Raw genomic sequence first — 15,819 nt, 5'->3', positions numbered from 1 at the left:
TGCATTAGAGTTCCTAATGTGAGTTTGAACTCGCAGCAGTTGGTCGCCTTCGCTGCCGTCATCGAGGAGGGCAGCTTCGATGCCGCTGCCCGGCGGCTCGTCATCACCCCCTCGGCGGTAAGTCAACGCGTCAAGGCCCTGGAGCAATCTGTGGGCCAGGTGCTGGTTCGCCGCGAGAAGCCTTGTGTGGCAACCGATGCGGGCGCATCGCTGATGCGGCTGGCAGCCCAGGTCGGTACCCTGGAGCGTGAGGCGCTGCGCGAGATGGGAGTCGATGGATCCCCGATACGGGTCGCGATCGCGGTAAACGCCGACTCATTCGAAACCTGGATGGGGTCGGTGTTGGCGCGAATCCCCGACGGTGTGCTCATCGACATCCGCGTTGAGGACCAGGACCATTCGGCAGAGCTCCTCCGGGCGGGAGTCGTGATGGCGGCGGTGACCACAGAACCGAAACCCATCGCCGGATGTCGCTCCGAACCGCTTGGCTCCATGCGGTACTTCGGTATGGCGTCACCGGGGTACGTCGCGCGTTACCTTCCCAGCGGGCTGCTCGGCTCTGGGATCGAGGCCGTGCGGCGGGCACCGATGATGCGGTGGGACAGGCGTGATGCTCTCCAGGACCAGTTCTTGCGCAAGCTCTTTCGTCGCGATGTTGCTGTCCCGGAGCACTACGTGCCCACGACGAGTGGAAACACCGAGGCGCTGCGGGTGGGGCTGGGTTGGGGGATGATGCTCGAGCAGTTGGATCACGGAGGCCTCGTCGATCTGGCGCCGGGGCGGTATCTCGATGTGCCGTTGTATTGGCAGCACTGGAAATTCGAATCCTCGACATTGCATGCGATCACCTCCGCGGTCCGCGAGTCGTCCTCGGTTCTGCGTCGCGGACCCTAGCGGCGTACGGCACGGCTGAGCCGATGCGCGTGCCGCAGCAAGAGCTGTCCGAGCACCGGCTGACGTTCGGCGTTGAACCGTGCCTCGATGCCGGTCAAGGTGAGCGCACCGATGGGGTTGTGGTTGGCGTCGAACACGGCGGCGGCCATGCCCCAGGACCCCTCGACCAACTGGCCGGGGTTGAGGGACCAGCCGGCTTGTCGGGTGGCGCCGATACGCTCCCAGACGGCATCGATGCTAAAACCGTTGCCCCACTCCGACTGTAGGTCGGCTCTGTTCAAGTAGGCGTGGATCGCGTCGTCCGGAAGGTAAGCCAGGACGGCCATTCCGGATGAGACGATTCCGAGCGGGAAACGGGCGCCCTCGTACAGCACGTGTGACCGGATCGGGAAATCGCCGTCCTCGCTGAGCAACACGACGGTGTGATCGCCGCGGCGTAGTGAGAAGAACGCGCTCTCGCCGGTTTCCCGTGCCAGTGCCGCCACGTCGGCGGCAGCCTTCTCCGTGATGTTGTACCGGGGAGCTGAAGTAGCGCCGAGCACGTAGATCTCTGGGCCCAGGAACCACTGGCCGGAGCGGGTATCGCGCTCCACCAGCCCCTCGGTGGCGAGCGATTCCAGCAGCCGGTGCGCGGTGGCCCGCGGGATGTCGGTGCGGCGAGCGAGTTCTGTGGTGCTGACGCCCGTTCCGGTATCTGCCGAGACGGCGCGCAGCAGGGCCGCGGTGCGGCGTACCACGCTGGGTGCCTCGGTCACCTGCTCACGATACGTGTCCATTGAGTGGACGTTCAAGCCCAAGTGTGTTCATCGGGTGAGAACTTTCTGCGCCATCCTTGCCGTACAACTGGGTTTTCATCCAAAGTGTCGGTGCGCCCGGTGTGCCAGCAAGTGGACGCCCGGGTTGGGCTTGGAGGTGGTTGTGGGCGACAAACAGATCGTCGAGCAGCGCGGTCTGTGGTTCGAGGAATTCGAGCCCGATGTGCTGTACGTGCACCGACCGGGGCGGACGATCACCGAGGCCGACAACGTTCTGTTCACCACGCTGACCATGAACACCCAGGCATTGCATCTCGATGCGGCGTTCTCGGAGGCACTGCCGCCGTTCAATCAGCGGCTGGTGAACTCGATGTTCACTCTCTCGACGTTGGTTGGGTTGTCGGTCGCCCAACTGACTCAGGGCACCATCGTCGGGAATCTGGGCTTCTCCGACATCGCCTTTCCCAAGCCGCTGTTCCACGGTGACACGCTGTATGCGGAGTCAGAGGTGATCGACAAGCGCGAATCCAAGAGCCGTCCGGGTGAGGGCATTGTCGCCTTCGCGCACACCGGCAGAAATCAGCACGGCGACGTGGTGGCAACGGCTTCGCGAAAGACCATGGTGCGCAAGCGGCCCGGACGGCAGCAGCCATGACATTTCTTGATGCCGGGCCGGGCTGGCTCTTCTGCCCGGCTGATCGCCCCGAACGCTTCGAAAAGGCCGCCGCAGCAGCAGATGTGGTGATTCTCGATCTTGAGGACGGGGTTGCGGCCGCCGATCGTTCTGCCGCCCGCGACGCCCTGATCAGTACCCCGCTGGATCCCGGTCGCACCGTGGTCCGTCTCAACCCGGCCAACACCGCCGATCACGGGCTGGACGTCGAGGCGCTCGCCCGGACCGAGTACACCACCGTAATGCTGGCCAAGAGTGAACACGCGGATCACGTCGCGGCGCTGGCACCGTTACGTGTGGTGGTTCTCGTCGAGACTCCACTGGGAGCCCTCAATGTCGCGGAATTGGTACGGCCCGAGAACGTTGTCGCGGCGATGTGGGGTGCCGAGGATCTCTTTGCCGCGACGTGGGGCACCAACAACCGTTGGCCCGACGGCCGCTATCGCGATGTGGCGCAGCATGTGCGCTCGCAAACCTTATTGGCGGCAAAGGCATTTGGCCGGATGGCTCTTGATTCGGTGTACCTCGACATCACGGGGCTCGAAGGTCTGCGCGCGGAAGCAGATGACGCCGTGGCCGTCGGATTCGATGCCAAGGTGGCGATCCATCCCACGCAGGTAGGCGTCATTCGCGCGGCGTACCGGCCGGCCGCCGAGCGGGTGCGTTGGGCGCACGGTGTGCTTGAGCAGGCGGACCGGGAACGCGGTGTCTTCCAGTTCGAGGGCGCCATGGTTGATGCGCCGGTTCTCCGGCGGGCGGAGCGAATCATCCAACTGAACACGGCGACTGGCCGGAGGCCCGGGTGAGAAGCGCCCGGCGACGACGCACGGAAACGCCAGGTGCAGGCTGGGATGAGTCGTTACATTCGAGTTCGGTCTATGTGGTGAAAGCGAGACGATGAAGTCCTATGACGCCGGGTCGTCGACGTCCCCGATCATCGAGGAGACGATTGGGGAGAACTTCGAACGCATCGCCGGCGCCTATCCCGATGTGGAGGCTCTCGTCGATGTCGCGGGTGGACGCAGATGGACATACCGGGAGCTCGACGCCGACATCAATCGCGTTGCACGCGGCCTGATGTCACTCGGAATCGCGGCAGGGGACCGGGTGGGGATCTGGGCGCCGAACTGTCCCGAATGGGTTCTGGTGCAGTACGCGACCGCAAAGATCGGCGCGATACTGGTCAACATCAATCCGGCCTACCGAACCCATGAGCTGGCCTATGCCCTCAATCAGTCGGGTGTTCGCACGCTGGTCTGCGCCACGGCGTTCAAGTCCTCCGATTACGTCACGATGGTGGAACAGGTGCGCCCGGAGGTGCCCTCGCTGCTGGACGTGTTGTTCATCGGCACCTCCGGCTGGGCGGATCTGATTACGGGAGCAGGGCGGGTTTCCGAGGAGGCAGTGCGAATCCGGATGTCGCAGCTGTCCAACACCGATCCCATCAACATCCAGTACACCTCGGGAACAACGGGTTATCCGAAGGGTGCGACGCTGTCGCACCGCAACGTGGTCAACAACGGATACTTCGTGACCGAGTCGATTCACCTGAAAGCCGGCGATCGGCTGTGCGTCCCGGTGCCCTTCTATCACTGCTTTGGAATGGTCATGGGCAATCTCGGATGCACGACGCACGGCGCCACCATCGTGGTCCCGTCGCCGGGATTCGATGCGGCGCGCACGCTCGAGGCGATCGAACGTGAGCGTTGTGTGGGGGTGTACGGGGTGCCCACCATGTTCATCGCCATGCTTAACCAGCCCGATGTCACGCGGCGCGACCTGTCCTCATTGCGGACGGGAGTCATGGCGGGTTCGGTGTGTCCCGTCGACGTGATGAAACGGTGCATAGACGATCTGCACATGGCAGAGGTGGCGATCGCATATGGCATGACCGAGACATCACCCGTCTCCTGCCAGACGCTCTTCGATGACGACCTCGATCGCCGCACCGCGACAGTCGGGCGTGCGCACCCGCATGTTGAGATCAAGGTTGTGGACCCAGGGACCGGGGAAACGGTGGAGCGCGGGCACTCTGGTGAGCTGTGCACACGCGGCTACTCGGTGATGCTCGGTTACTGGAACAACGACGAGTACACCCGTGAGGTGATTGACGCCGACGGATGGATGCATAGCGGGGACCTGGCAGTGATGCGAGAGGATGGCTACTGCACCATCATTGGGCGAATCAAGGACATGGTGATCCGTGGTGGCGAAAACATCTATCCGCGCGAGATCGAAGAGTTTCTGCTCACCCATCCCGACATCGAGGACGTCCAGGTCGTCGGGGTGCCCGACGAGAAGTACGGCGAAGAATTGTGCGCGTGGGTACGGATGCGGACGGACCGTACGGCCTTGGATGTCGCCGCTGTACGCGCCTTCGCCACGGGACGCCTTGCCCACTACAAGATTCCGCGCTACGTGCACGTGGTCGAGAGCTTTCCCATGACCGTGACCGGGAAAGTGCGCAAGGTTGATATGCGGGCGCAGGCGATCGAACTTCTGGGGTTGCGCGAGCCGGGCCGGGCGCATGGGGAGTGACGCATACGAGCGGTTCGTCGACCAGGTCTCGCAACGGTACGGGCTGTCACTGAAGGACTATGCCGAGGTGTGGCGCTGGTCCGTTGATTCCGTGCCACAGTTTTGGCGCGCATTGTGGGAGTTCTTCGATGTTCCGGGACGCGGGCTGCGTGACGGTGATGACGGCGTGCTGTCCGGTTCGGTGATGCCGGGGGCGCAATGGTTTCCGGGCACCGAGCTCAACTATGTGAGCCCGATGCTGCGTCACGCACATCTCGTTGGGGACGCCATCGTGGGCGTGGATGAGGCGGGCGGGCGCATCGCGATCAGCTGGGGTGAGCTGCCCGGCAGGATCGGTGCGGTGGCCGCAGAGCTGCGTCGGCTGGGGGTCGGCCGCGGTGATTGTGTGGCCGCGTACCTGCCGGATGTGCCCGATGCGATGGTCGCCTTCCTGGCCACCGCGGCGGTGGGTGCCGTATGGGCGGGATGCGGCCAGGACTACGCCCCCGAAGGGGCGGCGGCACGGCTCGGTCAGCTCAATCCCAAGGTGCTCATCTCCGGCCCCGGATACCAGTACAACGGTCGCTGGATGGACAAGGCAGCCGACACCGCCGAACTGCATCGCCTGTTGCCCGGCACCCCGGCGCTGATGGTCGAATTACCTATGGGCAGCCAAGATCCCGTGGTCGAAATGGTGCCATTCGATCATCCGATCTGGGTCTTGTTCAGCTCGGGCACCACCGGCAAGCCCAAGGGGATTGTGCACGGCCACGGAGGCATGCTGCTGGAGCATCTCAAGGGGGTGGGGCTGCACTGCGATCTGGGCCCGGGCGAGGTGTTCTTCTGGCAGACGGCGTTGTCGTGGATGATGTGGAACTTCCGGTTGAGCGGGCTGCTGGTCGGCGCCACCGTGGTCTGTTACAGCGGACATCCGCTGTATCCCAACACGGATCGGCTGTGGGAGCTGCTGGGTACCGAAGCGGTGAGCTACTTCGGGACCAGTCCCGGACACCTGCAGGCAGCCAAGAAGGCGAAACTGGAGCCGTCGGCCGAGCATGACCTCAGTGCACTGAAGACTTTGGGAAGCAGCGGATCTCCGCTCTCGCCGGACCTGTTCGATTGGGTGGGTTCGCATGTCGGGGTCACGGTGTCGTCCCTGTCGGGAGGTACCGACGTGTGCACCGCCTTCGCCGGCGGTACCCCGGGAGTGCCCGCGCATCCCGGCGAGTTGCCCGCCCGCTACCTGGGGGTGGACCTGCACAGTTGGTCACCCGATCGCCGGTCCCTCGTCGGTGAGGTAGGCGAAATGGTGATCCTGCAACCCATGCCCTGCATGCCCATCCGATTCTGGGATGATCCCGATGGATCACGTTATCGGGCTGCCTATTTCGAGCATGAATGGGCCGATGGCCCACACCCCGGGGTCTGGCGCCATGGTGACTGGGTCACCGTCACCGAGCACGGATCGCTGGTCATCCATGGACGCAGTGACGCCACCCTGAACCGCAACGGAATCCGGATGGGCTCGGCGGACATCTACGAGGTCGTGGAGTCCATGGACGAGATCGCGGAGGCATTCGTCCTCGGTGTCGACGGGCCCGGTGGCGCGTATTGGATGCCGCTGTTCGTCACGATGGCGCCGGGGCACACCTTCGATGCCGACCTGGGTGCCCGGATCGCGCGGGAGATCCGGGCCCGGTTGTCGCCGCGGCATGTCCCCGACGAGGTGATCGAGGCGCCGGGAATCCCGCACACCCGAACCGGCAAGAAGCTCGAGGTCCCCATCTGTGGTGTGCTCGCCGGACGCGTTGACGTGTCATTGGATCCGCGTTCGATCGACAATCCCCATCTGGTCGACTGGTACCGGGAGCAGGGGAGCGGTCACCGCTGGTAGCGGCACCAAAGCTTCTGCTAGCGGTCGAAGGCGATGGTCAATGTGTCCGACTGCGGCAGTGACTGGCACGCCAGCCGCACGCCGTGGCGGATCTCGTGGTCGTCGAGGATGTCGTTGACCTGCATGGTTACTTCACCCTCGCGAAGGGTGTAGGAGCAACCACCGCAGTTCCCCTCGCGGCAGACGTAGGGCGCATCGATGCCGAGGCCGAGGAGCACATCCAGAAGGATCTGTGTTTTCGGCCAGCTGATCTGGTGGGTGTCGCCCTCGATCTCGACGGTGGCGCTCACCGCATCGGGATCGGTCGGTGCGGTCGCGACAACTGGTGCCGCGGCGAAGGCATCGGTGCTCAGCGACACGAAGACCTCACGATGGATGTTCTCTCGGGCCAGTCCGGTATCGCCTAGTGCGGCCGCCGCTACATCCATGAAAGGGGCTGGGCCACAGAGATATGCGGCAGTGCCGGGGACTGGGGTGGGCAGCAGCGCGCGCAGGCCGTCCGGGGTCGGCAGACCGGCCTCCGCCTCGATCCAGTGCACGATCGCCAGGCGGCTCCCGTATTTCGACTGCAGTGCCGCCAGCTCGGCCTCGAAGATCACCGATTCGCGGTCTCGGTTGGCGTAGACAAGGACCGCATTCTGTACGGAGTGGGAGAGCACCGTCCGGATCATGGACATGATCGGCGTGATGCCGCTGCCCGCGGCCACGAACACCGGAACTGCCACGGTGTCACGCATGGTGAATGCCCCTGCAGGGCGCAGTGATTCGAGCGTCATTCCGGCGCGAGCGTTATCGCACAGCCAGTTCGAGGCATGGCCGCCGGATGTGCGTTTGACGGTGACCTTCAGATGTTCGTCGAGGCCGGGTGCGCTCGAGAGCGAGTAGCACCGAGATACGGAGTCCGTGCCGGCCGGTACGCGCAGCGTGAGGAACTGTCCGGATTTGTAGGCGAAGTCTGCCCGGGCGTCGTGCGGCGCGGCGAACACGATGGAGACCGCATCGGGAGTTTCGGCGATGACTTCGAGCACCTCCAGTGCGTATGCGCTGGGGGCGGTGGACGCGTGCGTCGTCATGCGAGTTCCTTCCGGAGTGGTGTACGCCTCATTGTCATCATGCACTGTGCCATTGACAAATGGCACAGTTGCTGTTGTTCTATTTCCTCATGGGGCTCCTTGACGTCTTCAGACGCCCGCCGATCTCTGTGAACTCAAAGGCAGTGGTCACCGGCGCGGGCAGTGGTATCGGGCGTGCTTTCGCTCTTGAACTGGCCCGCCGTGGCGGTCACGTGATCTGCGCGGACATCAACGCCGAACGGGTCGCGGAGACCGTGGCCGAGATAGACCGGCTGTCTGCGGGCTGCGCACATGCGGTGACCTGCGATGTCTCATCGCGAGATGAGGTGGAGAAGCTGGTCTTCGAGGCGCAGGAGGTGTTCGCGGGGCCGCCCACGCTGGTGATCAACAATGCGGGCGTCGGAATCGGCGGTAAGCCGGTCGGCGAGATCGGCATGGACGACTGGAAGTGGGCGCTGGGTATCAACCTGTGGGGCGTCATCTACGGCTGCGAACTGTTCACGCCATTGCTCCGTGCGGCCGGCCGCGGCGGAATCATCAACGTCGCCTCCGCTGCGGGGTTCGCGGCAGGTCCCTCGATGGCCTCGTACAACGTGTCCAAGGCCGGGGTCATGTCTCTGTCGGAAACCCTCGCTGCCGAGCTGAGCGGCACCGATATCAACGTGACCGTGCTGTGCCCCACCGTCGTCAAAACGAACATCTTCAAGGACGCTCGCCTCACCGGGGTGGAGATCGGCACCTCGGGCTTGGTCGACCGGCTCATCGAGCTCACCGGTTTTTCCCCGGAGAGGGTGGCTGTGAGCACCCTCGACGCACATGACCAGGGCCGCCTGTATGTGGTCCCGCAGTTCGACGCGAAGGTCATCTGGCACTTCAAACGGCATTTCCCCGTGCTACACGCGCGCGTCGCGGGCTTGCTTGGCCGCCTTCTTCCCACTCGCTGAACTTCGTATTTACCTGACTGAAAGGAAAAACGTTCCATGTCAATGGATCTCGACAACATGCTGCAGATGATCAAAGACAAGCAATGGTCCCTGGCCGACATTGACTGGGAAGCGCCGGGTGCCGAGCTGATCGAGCCCGAGCTACATGCCAAGCTCAAGCCGTTCATCGCGGATCTGATGTGGATCGAGAACGTCGGCGCACGCGGATTCGCGGCGCTGGCCAAGAAGGCGCCGAATCCCACTCTCAAGAGCATTTACGAGCACTTCCACGCCGAAGAGCAGAAGCACGCCAACGCCGAACTCGCGCTGATGCGCCGGTGGGGCATGCTCGAGAACGACGAAATCCCTTCCCCGAGTATCAATGTGCAATTGGTGATCAACTGGCTCGACAAGTACTCCGACGGGATGTCACTGTCGTTCCTGGGGACGGTCATCCCCATGCTTGAGGTTGCCCTGGATGGTGCACTGATCAAGTTCATCACCGACGAGGTCAAGGATCCGATCGCGCAGGAGGCGTTCAAGCGGATCAACTCCGACGAATCACGGCATCTTGCAGTGGATTTCGAGGTCATGGACATCCTCGGTCATGCCAAGATGCGCAAGATGCTCATCGAGTTCGTCGGCGGCTGGCTCAAGCCCAGCCTGCTGATCGGTGTGCTGAGCTATGTGCCGCTGCTCAACAAGATGCGCGACAACATCGTGGCGATGGGTGTCGACGAGGAGCGTCTCTACGGTGCGATGAAACGGTACAAGAGCGTGGGCGAGCGTAACGAGAATGTCCGGCGGCTGCCGAACTACCGCATCATCTCCTGGCATGCGATGAAGGTGATCAACCGCAAGTCCAAGTACCACATCACCGCCGACTTGCTCGTCAAATTGACCGGCAGAATTCCCATGCGGTTGGTGGAGAACAAGCCCACCTGGTCCCAGGAACTCACCTACGAACCCGTCGCCTGAAAGCAGCCAGCATGAACATCTCCGTAGCCATCATCGGCGCCGGCTTTGCCGGCATCGGTGCAGCGATCCGCCTGAAAGACAAGGGAATCACCGACTTCGCGATCTTCGAACGCGGAGACACGGTGGGTGGCACCTGGCGTGACAACACCTACCCCGGGGCGGCGTGCGACATCCCTTCCCGGTTGTACTCCTACAGTTTCGCTCCGAATGCCGAGTGGTCGCACACGTACTCCGGTAGCGGCGAAATCCTGGGCTACATCGATCAAATGGTCGAGTCGTCGGCACTCACACCGTATATCCGCTTCGGCCACAATGTCCTCGGGCTCACTTACGACGAGGCCGCGGGGGAGTGGACCGTCGAGATCGAGGGCCAGGACCCGGTGCGCGCCCGCACCGTCATCATGGCCTCCGGCCCGTTGGCAAATGTGAGCTTCCCGGCCATTCCGGGTCTTGAGAGCTACGAGGGCCACAAGATCCACAGCGCGCGTTGGGATCATGATTACGATTTCACCGGCAAGCGGGTGGCCGTCGTCGGCACGGGTGCCAGCGCCGTCCAGATCATCCCGGAACTGGTGAAGTCCGCCGAGATGGTGAAGGTATTCCAACGCACGCCCGGCTGGGTGCTGCCGCGGATCAACCGCGCTACCGGTAGTCGGCTCAAGCAGCTGTACCGCAACTGGCCACTGAGTCAGCGGCTGGCGCGTGCCGCGTGGTTCTGGGGGCATGAGTCGGTGGCCATGGGTGTCGTGTGGGATACACCCTTCACTCGGGTAGTCGAGGCGGTCAGCTCAGCGCACCGTCGCGTGCAGGTGAAGGATCCGTGGTTGCGCAGACAGCTGAAGCCTGATTTCTCGGCCGGGTGCAAGCGCCTCTTGATGACCAGTGACTACTACCCCGCGCTGCAGGCAGAGAACTGCAAGCTGGTCACCTGGCCCATCGCCAGGTTGGCTCCGAAGGGCATCCGCACCGTCGAGGGTATTGAGCACCAGTTCGACTGCATCGTCTTCGCAACGGGTTTCGACGTGTGCAAGGCCGGGACGCCCTTCCCGGTCACCGGGATTGACGGACGGGACCTGGCCACCGAGTGGTCAGGAGGGGCGTATGCCTTCCGCAGCGTGGCGGTGTCGGGCTATCCCAATCTGTTCCTTACCTTCGGGCCCAATTCGGGTCCGGGGCACAGTTCGGCGCTGGTGTACATGGAGGCGCAGATCAACTACATCACCGACGCGATTGCCGCGGTGGTCAACAACGGTTGGAAATCGGTGGAGCCCCGCCCCGAGATCCAGGAGAGCTACAACCAGGACATCCAGCGGCGCCTGCAATCCACCACCTGGAACTCGGGCTGCCAGAGCTGGTACCTGACGGATGACGGCTTCAACGCGACGATGTTCCCCGGATTCGCCACGCAGTACGTCAACCAACTCAAGAGATTCGACCTGCAGGACTATAAAATCACTGTCTCGAACACCAGTGATGAACTGATACTGACAGGGCCAGCTTCGAAACCATGACCGAGTACCGGATCGACGACCTCGCGCGGGCATCGGGGACGACGACCCGGAACATCCGTGGTTATCAAGAACGAGGGCTCCTGCCCCGGCCGCTGCGCCGGGGCAGGACAGCCATCTACAACGATTGGCATCTGCGCCAGTTGAGGGCGATTAACCGCCTGCTCAGCGAGGGTTTCACGCTCAAACACATCACGAAGTTCCTCAGTGGGCTGCAGCGTGGCGCTCAGCTCGCCGATGTGCTTGATCTGTCGGATCTCGAGGGTCTGCTCGAGAAGCGGTTCTCCAATGCTGCCCAGGGAAATCTCTCGTTGAGAGAGCTCGAGGAGACACTCGGCCCGATCGATTCGGCGGCCCTTGCGCGTCTGCTCGAAGCCGGGCTGATCGAGCCTGTTGACGGCTCGGATTCGTATCTCGTCACCGATCTCGACACCATTGACAACTTCGCGGCTTTGATCTCCCTCGGAATGCGAGTGACCGACCTAGCCGACATTCACGTGAGGACCAACGAGAAGCTCGACGACGCCGCACGGGTGCTCATCGGTGCCGCGCGCGATGAGGTGGCACGTCAACGTGGGCCCGGTTGGGTCCCCTCCACCGACGACGAACTCGCTTGGGCAACAGAACTTATCGGGACGATGCGCCGTGCCGCGACGCATACCTCGCACGCCGCGATGAACCGTGCGCTCGATGATGCGCTGCGCGCGGAGATGGACCTGTACCGGGAGCAGGCACAGCTGCCCACCGATCCTTCGTAGGAGCCGGAAGTCTTCGGCTACAGATAGAAGAAGCCGAGCAGGATCGCCAGGATGGATGCGACGTATCCGCCGAAGAGGAACCGCAGCACCCATGGAGCTTCGCGCAGCTCCATGAAGTAGTTCCCTACTAGCCAGATCTTGACGAAAGTGATGGCGACGATCACCGGTGAGATGTTGTAGCCGTGCCCCTTTTCGGCATCGAGCAGTAGTGAAATACATGTTGCCGCAACAAGAACGAGAAATATCAGCGTCGCCTTGCGACTGTATGTGAGATTCATGTGCCTATGCCAGATAGAGAAGTGAGAAGAGCCCGATCCACAAAAGATCGATGAGATGCCAGAAACAAGAGCCGCCCTCGAGGAGTCGGATGTCCGAACTGGCTGCGGCGCCGCGTGATGCATACGCCATTGCCCCGAGTATGGCCGTGGCAACAATGGTGTGAACCAGATGGATTCCCGTGAAGACGAAGTAAACCATGAAGAAATGGCTGGTCATCGGACTCAAGCCTTGGCTTGTAACCTCATGGTATTCAATCAATTTCACGATGATGAAGCAGACGCCGGTGCCTGCGGCCGCTAGGTAAAAGCGAGCCGCATGTGTTGATCCGTTTCGCGCCTTCTCCAGGCCGAGTACCACGAGCAGTGAGCCGCTCAGCAGCAGAACAGTATTGAGTGCCCCGAGGCCAAGGTTCAACGATGATTGCCCGGAGGTGAACGTCTCTGCTTCGGATGATCGATAGTGTGCGATGACGGCAAAGAATGCCGCGAAGACGATCATGTCGCCGAACAGAAACACCCAGAGCCCGGGCTCTCCGGGGACGTGCGGCTCTCGCCGGCCGGTCGTGGTTCGCTTGCCGGTTGTTAGATTTCCCGTCATGAGGCCGTTGGGTGGAATTGCTCTCGGTAGGTGGAAACCCCTGTCTGGGCGCGATAGTCGGATAGAAGGGCCTGCGCGAGCGCCACGAACATCCCTGCCTGGAAGATCGCGGTGGCGGCCGCCGGGATGTACAGGCCGACGAGCCCGTCGTACGCAAATGGCCCGTCCTTGAAGAAAATGATCAGGACTGATCCGGCGAACAGAAGTCCACACCAGAGGAGGAGATAGGCCGACCAGCGTGGCAACGGCTCGTTGCCGGGTTCGGCGCGCAGGATCGCTATCGCCATGAGCGTGAACAGGACGGTGAACACGGCCCAGGTGAAGAGGAAAATGAACCACCCCAGGTCGTTGAGTGCCTGGGTGATCTGCGGTTCGATTTGTTCGGGGCGGAAAGCGGCCACCGACCACGCGATGAACGGAAGAATCAGGAGAAAGAGCGCGATCGGCATGAGTACCAACGATGCGTAGGTAAACACCGGGGTGCCTCTTTCCGCTCGGTGTAGCCGGGCGAGTACCACCCCCAGTGGCAGTGCAAAGAGCGGCAGGAAGAACAGAGCCACGATGCACCCGAGCCGTATGTGATTCTTGTTCCCCACATAGAACGCCGCCAGCTGTTCGGCGCTCCAGGCCGGGCTGGGTGCGGGTAATACAAAGCGCGCCAAAAGGATCCATCCGACGACGAACGCCAGTGTGAATCCGCCGATTCCGATGGCGGTGAATACGGCCTGTGTGCGGACGTTTGATGACATGTGGGCAGACTCCTCAATACGTGAGCAGAAGGTTCCAGGGCGCAGCGATTGCCGGCGAGCGAGGATTTCCGGGTGCGGTCTCGCTGTGCTCAGGCTCGGGAACGACGAGAAGCGATCACGGATATCCGCACCGATCCGAGGTTGAACTCAAGGTCGGACGACACCAGGCGTGTTGTGTAGAGCCAACTCTGGAACCGATGGCGAGGCCGATGAAGAGCGGATGCACGGCTCAATGCGCACCTCCTTGTGCGTCTGTCGGTGCGTGCGGGTCGCTGCACCGAACGCATTTACGGTAGATGGGTAATCGTAAATTGAATAGTCGGTAATATCGGGTATCACACCCCTGTCCGGTGTGTGACGCCAGTCACATAACGGGCGGGCTTCTCGCGCCAGGGCGTCCGGGAGTGCGCATCCGGGGCGGGTATTGCGCGCCAAGGCAATCGGGATTAGTATACCGATCAGTCTACTTATGTAGTACAGTAAATGCGTTGTACGGCAACGTATTGCGGATATGACTCAATGAGGAGAATTCCATGCCTGCACAAGTGGCCAAGCGCCCGAGCCTTCTGAAGCTGTTCATTCTGGGGCGCAGTACCGTCGCATCCGGAAGCCTCTTTGCTCCGTACCTGTTTGCGCGGCTTTTCCGCATGCAGATCGCGGGTACACCCGCCGTGTTCGCGATGCGGATGTTCGGAATCCGCAACGCGGTACTGGCGCTGGGCCTGGCGCGCCTGGATGTGTTCACCGTACCCAGGACATTCCTTGGCCTCAATGTGGTGGTTGACGCTGTCGACGCGGTGGCGATTGCCGCGGCCGGGCGTCGGGGTGAAATCAGTAAGTTGACTTCGGCTCTCGGCACCACAGTGGCGTTATCGGCCGTGGTGTTGGGTGCCGCCTCGTTGGCTGCGCAGCCGGCGCAGCAGGGCTAGTTCCAGGGCGAATAGTCGGCGATCAATTCTTCCTGTTGGGGCCGTTGTGCCTCCGGGACATGGATAAGGTTGATCCGTACTCGGTACCAGACTGAGCTGGGGCCGCGCATGCCGTCGATCAGAACATCCTGCGGCTCAAGGATTTTTGCCGTTTCGGGATACCGGGATGTCCATTGTTCGAATGCCGCCTCGGCCTCCGGCTTGGTCTTCGTTCGCGCAATCTCGATGAGCGGCATGATCGACTGACGCCGACCGTCCCGGGAAGCACCTTTCGGGGCCTTTTCGGCAGGGCCCAGCTCGGCGGCCAACTCCAGCAGCTGATCTAGCGCGCCAGAGGCATCGTCCATGTCCCGCCACGGATCACCGATCTCGGAGAATCGTTCGCGCACGGTGTGCAGCGTGAACTCCGAAGGGCGACAACGCGCGACCTCGTCCCAGCGCAGCGGCGTCGACACCCGGGCATCGGGGGTGGCACGTACGGAGTACGCCGATGCCACCGTGCGGTCCTTGGCGTTCTGGTTGAAGTCGACGAACACCCCGTGGCGTTCCTCCTTCCACCACCGGCTGGTCGCCAATTCCGGGGCGCGGCGCTCCACCTCGCGGGCCACCGTCTCGGCGGCCAGGCGCAGCTCCCGGAACGTCCATCTCGGCGCGATGGGCGCGTAGATATGAAAGCCGCGCGAGCCGGAGGTCTTCGGCCATGCCGTCAGCCCATGGTCTTCGAGAACCTCGCGCACGACGAACGCGACGTCGAGGATCTGGCTCCATGGCACCCCTGGGACGGGGTCCAGGTCAATGCGCAGCTCGTCAGGATGATCGAGATCGTCTGCACGCACCGGGTGCGGATTGAGATCCACACACCCCAGGTTGACCACCCACGCCAACGACGCCGCATCGGTGACGACGGCCTCTCGGGCGGAGGTCCCGCGCGCATAGTGCAGCTCCGCGGAGGCGATCCAGTCGGGCCGCTTCTCGGGCACCCTTTTCTGGAACACCGCCTCCTGTGAGATGCCCTTGACGAACCGCTTCAGAATCATCGGCCGGTTACGCACTCCGCGCAGTGCCCCTTCGGCGACATCCAGGTAGTAATGCACCAGGTCGCCCTTGGTGATGCCCGCTGTGTTCTCACCCGGGGGAAAGACCACCTTGTCGGGGTGCGTGATGGTGACCTCGCGCCCCGCGACCTGCAGCACGATGTCTGCCATGGCGTCATCGTAGGGCTGCAGACCGACTTTCCCGGGCGTAGTTGGTGACGGGCCCCCGACCGACCGGTTGGCTGTGCCGCTGAGAGG

16 protein-coding genes are annotated in these 15,819 nt (G+C 62.8%); 10 read left to right on the top strand and 6 right to left on the bottom strand.

The genetic code is table 11. The annotated features are described in order from the left end of the window. The first annotated feature begins 18 nt into the window (after positions 1 to 18). Complete coding sequence (locus tag BB28_RS22005) at positions 19 to 894, top strand: LysR family transcriptional regulator ArgP (RefSeq protein ID WP_046255052.1); 876 nt, start codon at positions 19 to 21, stop codon at positions 892 to 894. Here the strand turns inward: BB28_RS22005 and BB28_RS22000 are convergent. Next, positions 891 to 1,670, bottom strand: a complete 780-nt coding sequence (locus BB28_RS22000) for an IclR family transcriptional regulator (RefSeq protein WP_046255051.1) — start codon at positions 1,668 to 1,670, stop codon at positions 891 to 893. The two genes, BB28_RS22005 and BB28_RS22000, sit on opposite strands and share 4 nt — an antisense overlap. Positions 1,671 to 1,812: 142 nt before the next feature. Here BB28_RS22000 and BB28_RS21995 point away from each other — a divergent pair, with 142 nt between their 5' ends. From BB28_RS21995 to BB28_RS21980, 4 genes are all read left to right on the top strand, one after another. Beyond that, positions 1,813 to 2,304: a MaoC family dehydratase gene (locus tag BB28_RS21995; RefSeq protein ID WP_046256076.1), complete on the top strand. Its 492-nt coding sequence runs from the start codon at positions 1,813 to 1,815 to the stop codon at positions 2,302 to 2,304. Beyond that, entirely contained in the window at positions 2,301 to 3,128 is an 828-nt protein-coding gene (locus BB28_RS21990; RefSeq protein WP_046255050.1) for an HpcH/HpaI aldolase/citrate lyase family protein, read from the top strand. Before BB28_RS21995 ends, BB28_RS21990 begins: the two co-directional genes overlap by 4 nt. 91 nt (positions 3,129 to 3,219) lie before the next feature. Beyond that, positions 3,220 to 4,860 carry an AMP-binding protein gene (locus BB28_RS21985; protein WP_046255049.1) on the top strand — a complete coding sequence of 547 codons (1,641 nt, stop codon included), beginning with the start codon at positions 3,220 to 3,222 and terminating at the stop codon, positions 4,858 to 4,860. Further along, the gene (locus BB28_RS21980; RefSeq protein WP_046255048.1) at positions 4,850 to 6,733 is read left to right on the top strand and encodes an acetoacetate--CoA ligase; all 1,884 of its coding nucleotides are present in this window, start codon (positions 4,850 to 4,852) and stop codon (positions 6,731 to 6,733) included. Before BB28_RS21985 ends, BB28_RS21980 begins: the two co-directional genes overlap by 11 nt. A 17-nt stretch (positions 6,734 to 6,750) precedes the next feature. On the opposite strand, the gene BB28_RS21975 is transcribed toward BB28_RS21980, so the two are convergent. Next, on the bottom strand, positions 6,751 to 7,806 hold the full coding sequence (locus BB28_RS21975) for a ferredoxin--NADP reductase (protein ID WP_046256075.1): 1,056 nt from the start codon (positions 7,804 to 7,806) through the stop codon (positions 6,751 to 6,753). A 59-nt stretch (positions 7,807 to 7,865) separates the two neighbouring features. Between BB28_RS21975 and BB28_RS21970 the strand changes: the two genes are divergently transcribed. Genes BB28_RS21970 through BB28_RS21955 form a run of 4 tightly spaced genes read left to right on the top strand, consistent with a single transcriptional unit; the run spans position 7,866 to position 11,973 of the window. Beyond that, on the top strand, positions 7,866 to 8,750 hold the full coding sequence (locus BB28_RS21970) for an SDR family NAD(P)-dependent oxidoreductase (RefSeq protein WP_052740322.1): 885 nt from the start codon (positions 7,866 to 7,868) through the stop codon (positions 8,748 to 8,750). Between the two features lie 36 nt (positions 8,751 to 8,786). Next, positions 8,787 to 9,707, top strand: coding sequence for a ferritin family protein (locus BB28_RS21965; protein WP_046255047.1), 921 nt, complete (start codon positions 8,787 to 8,789; stop codon positions 9,705 to 9,707). 11 nt (positions 9,708 to 9,718) lie between these two features. Beyond that, a complete protein-coding gene (locus BB28_RS21960) occupies positions 9,719 to 11,218 on the top strand; it encodes a flavin-containing monooxygenase (protein WP_046255046.1) in 1,500 nt (499 codons plus the stop codon). Beyond that, complete coding sequence (locus tag BB28_RS21955) at positions 11,215 to 11,973, top strand: MerR family transcriptional regulator (RefSeq protein ID WP_046255045.1); 759 nt, start codon at positions 11,215 to 11,217, stop codon at positions 11,971 to 11,973. Before BB28_RS21960 ends, BB28_RS21955 begins: the two co-directional genes overlap by 4 nt. Positions 11,974 to 11,990: 17 nt before the next feature. Here the strand turns inward: BB28_RS21955 and BB28_RS21950 are convergent, their stop codons facing one another. From BB28_RS21950 to BB28_RS25170, 3 genes are read right to left on the bottom strand one after another with little or no spacing between them, the layout of a single operon-like run. Further along, positions 11,991 to 12,251 carry a cytochrome C oxidase subunit IV family protein gene (locus BB28_RS21950; protein WP_046255044.1) on the bottom strand — a complete coding sequence of 87 codons (261 nt, stop codon included), beginning with the start codon at positions 12,249 to 12,251 and terminating at the stop codon, positions 11,991 to 11,993. Positions 12,252 to 12,255: 4 nt separating this feature from the next. Then, on the bottom strand, positions 12,256 to 12,849 hold the full coding sequence (locus BB28_RS25175) for a cytochrome c oxidase subunit 3 (RefSeq protein ID WP_046255043.1): 594 nt from the start codon (positions 12,847 to 12,849) through the stop codon (positions 12,256 to 12,258). Continuing rightward, positions 12,846 to 13,598 carry a hypothetical protein gene (locus BB28_RS25170; RefSeq protein WP_046255042.1) on the bottom strand — a complete coding sequence of 251 codons (753 nt, stop codon included), beginning with the start codon at positions 13,596 to 13,598 and terminating at the stop codon, positions 12,846 to 12,848. The genes BB28_RS25175 and BB28_RS25170 overlap by 4 nt, the downstream gene beginning before the upstream one ends. A gap of 533 nt (positions 13,599 to 14,131) precedes the next feature. Between BB28_RS25170 and BB28_RS21935 the strand changes: the two genes are divergently transcribed. Continuing rightward, positions 14,132 to 14,527: a hypothetical protein gene (locus BB28_RS21935; protein WP_046255041.1), complete on the top strand. Its 396-nt coding sequence runs from the start codon at positions 14,132 to 14,134 to the stop codon at positions 14,525 to 14,527. Here the strand turns inward: BB28_RS21935 and ligD are convergent. Next, positions 14,524 to 15,720: a non-homologous end-joining DNA ligase gene (gene ligD, locus BB28_RS21930; RefSeq protein ID WP_046256073.1), complete on the bottom strand. Its 1,197-nt coding sequence runs from the start codon at positions 15,718 to 15,720 to the stop codon at positions 14,524 to 14,526. The genes BB28_RS21935 and ligD overlap by 4 nt on opposite strands. Between the last annotated feature and the right edge of the window lie 99 nt (positions 15,721 to 15,819).

It is taken from the genome of Mycobacteroides chelonae CCUG 47445, assembly GCF_001632805.1.
GTDB classification, from domain to species: domain Bacteria; phylum Actinomycetota; class Actinomycetes; order Mycobacteriales; family Mycobacteriaceae; genus Mycobacterium; species Mycobacterium chelonae.
This window is presented reverse-complemented; position numbering and strand designations above follow the sequence as displayed.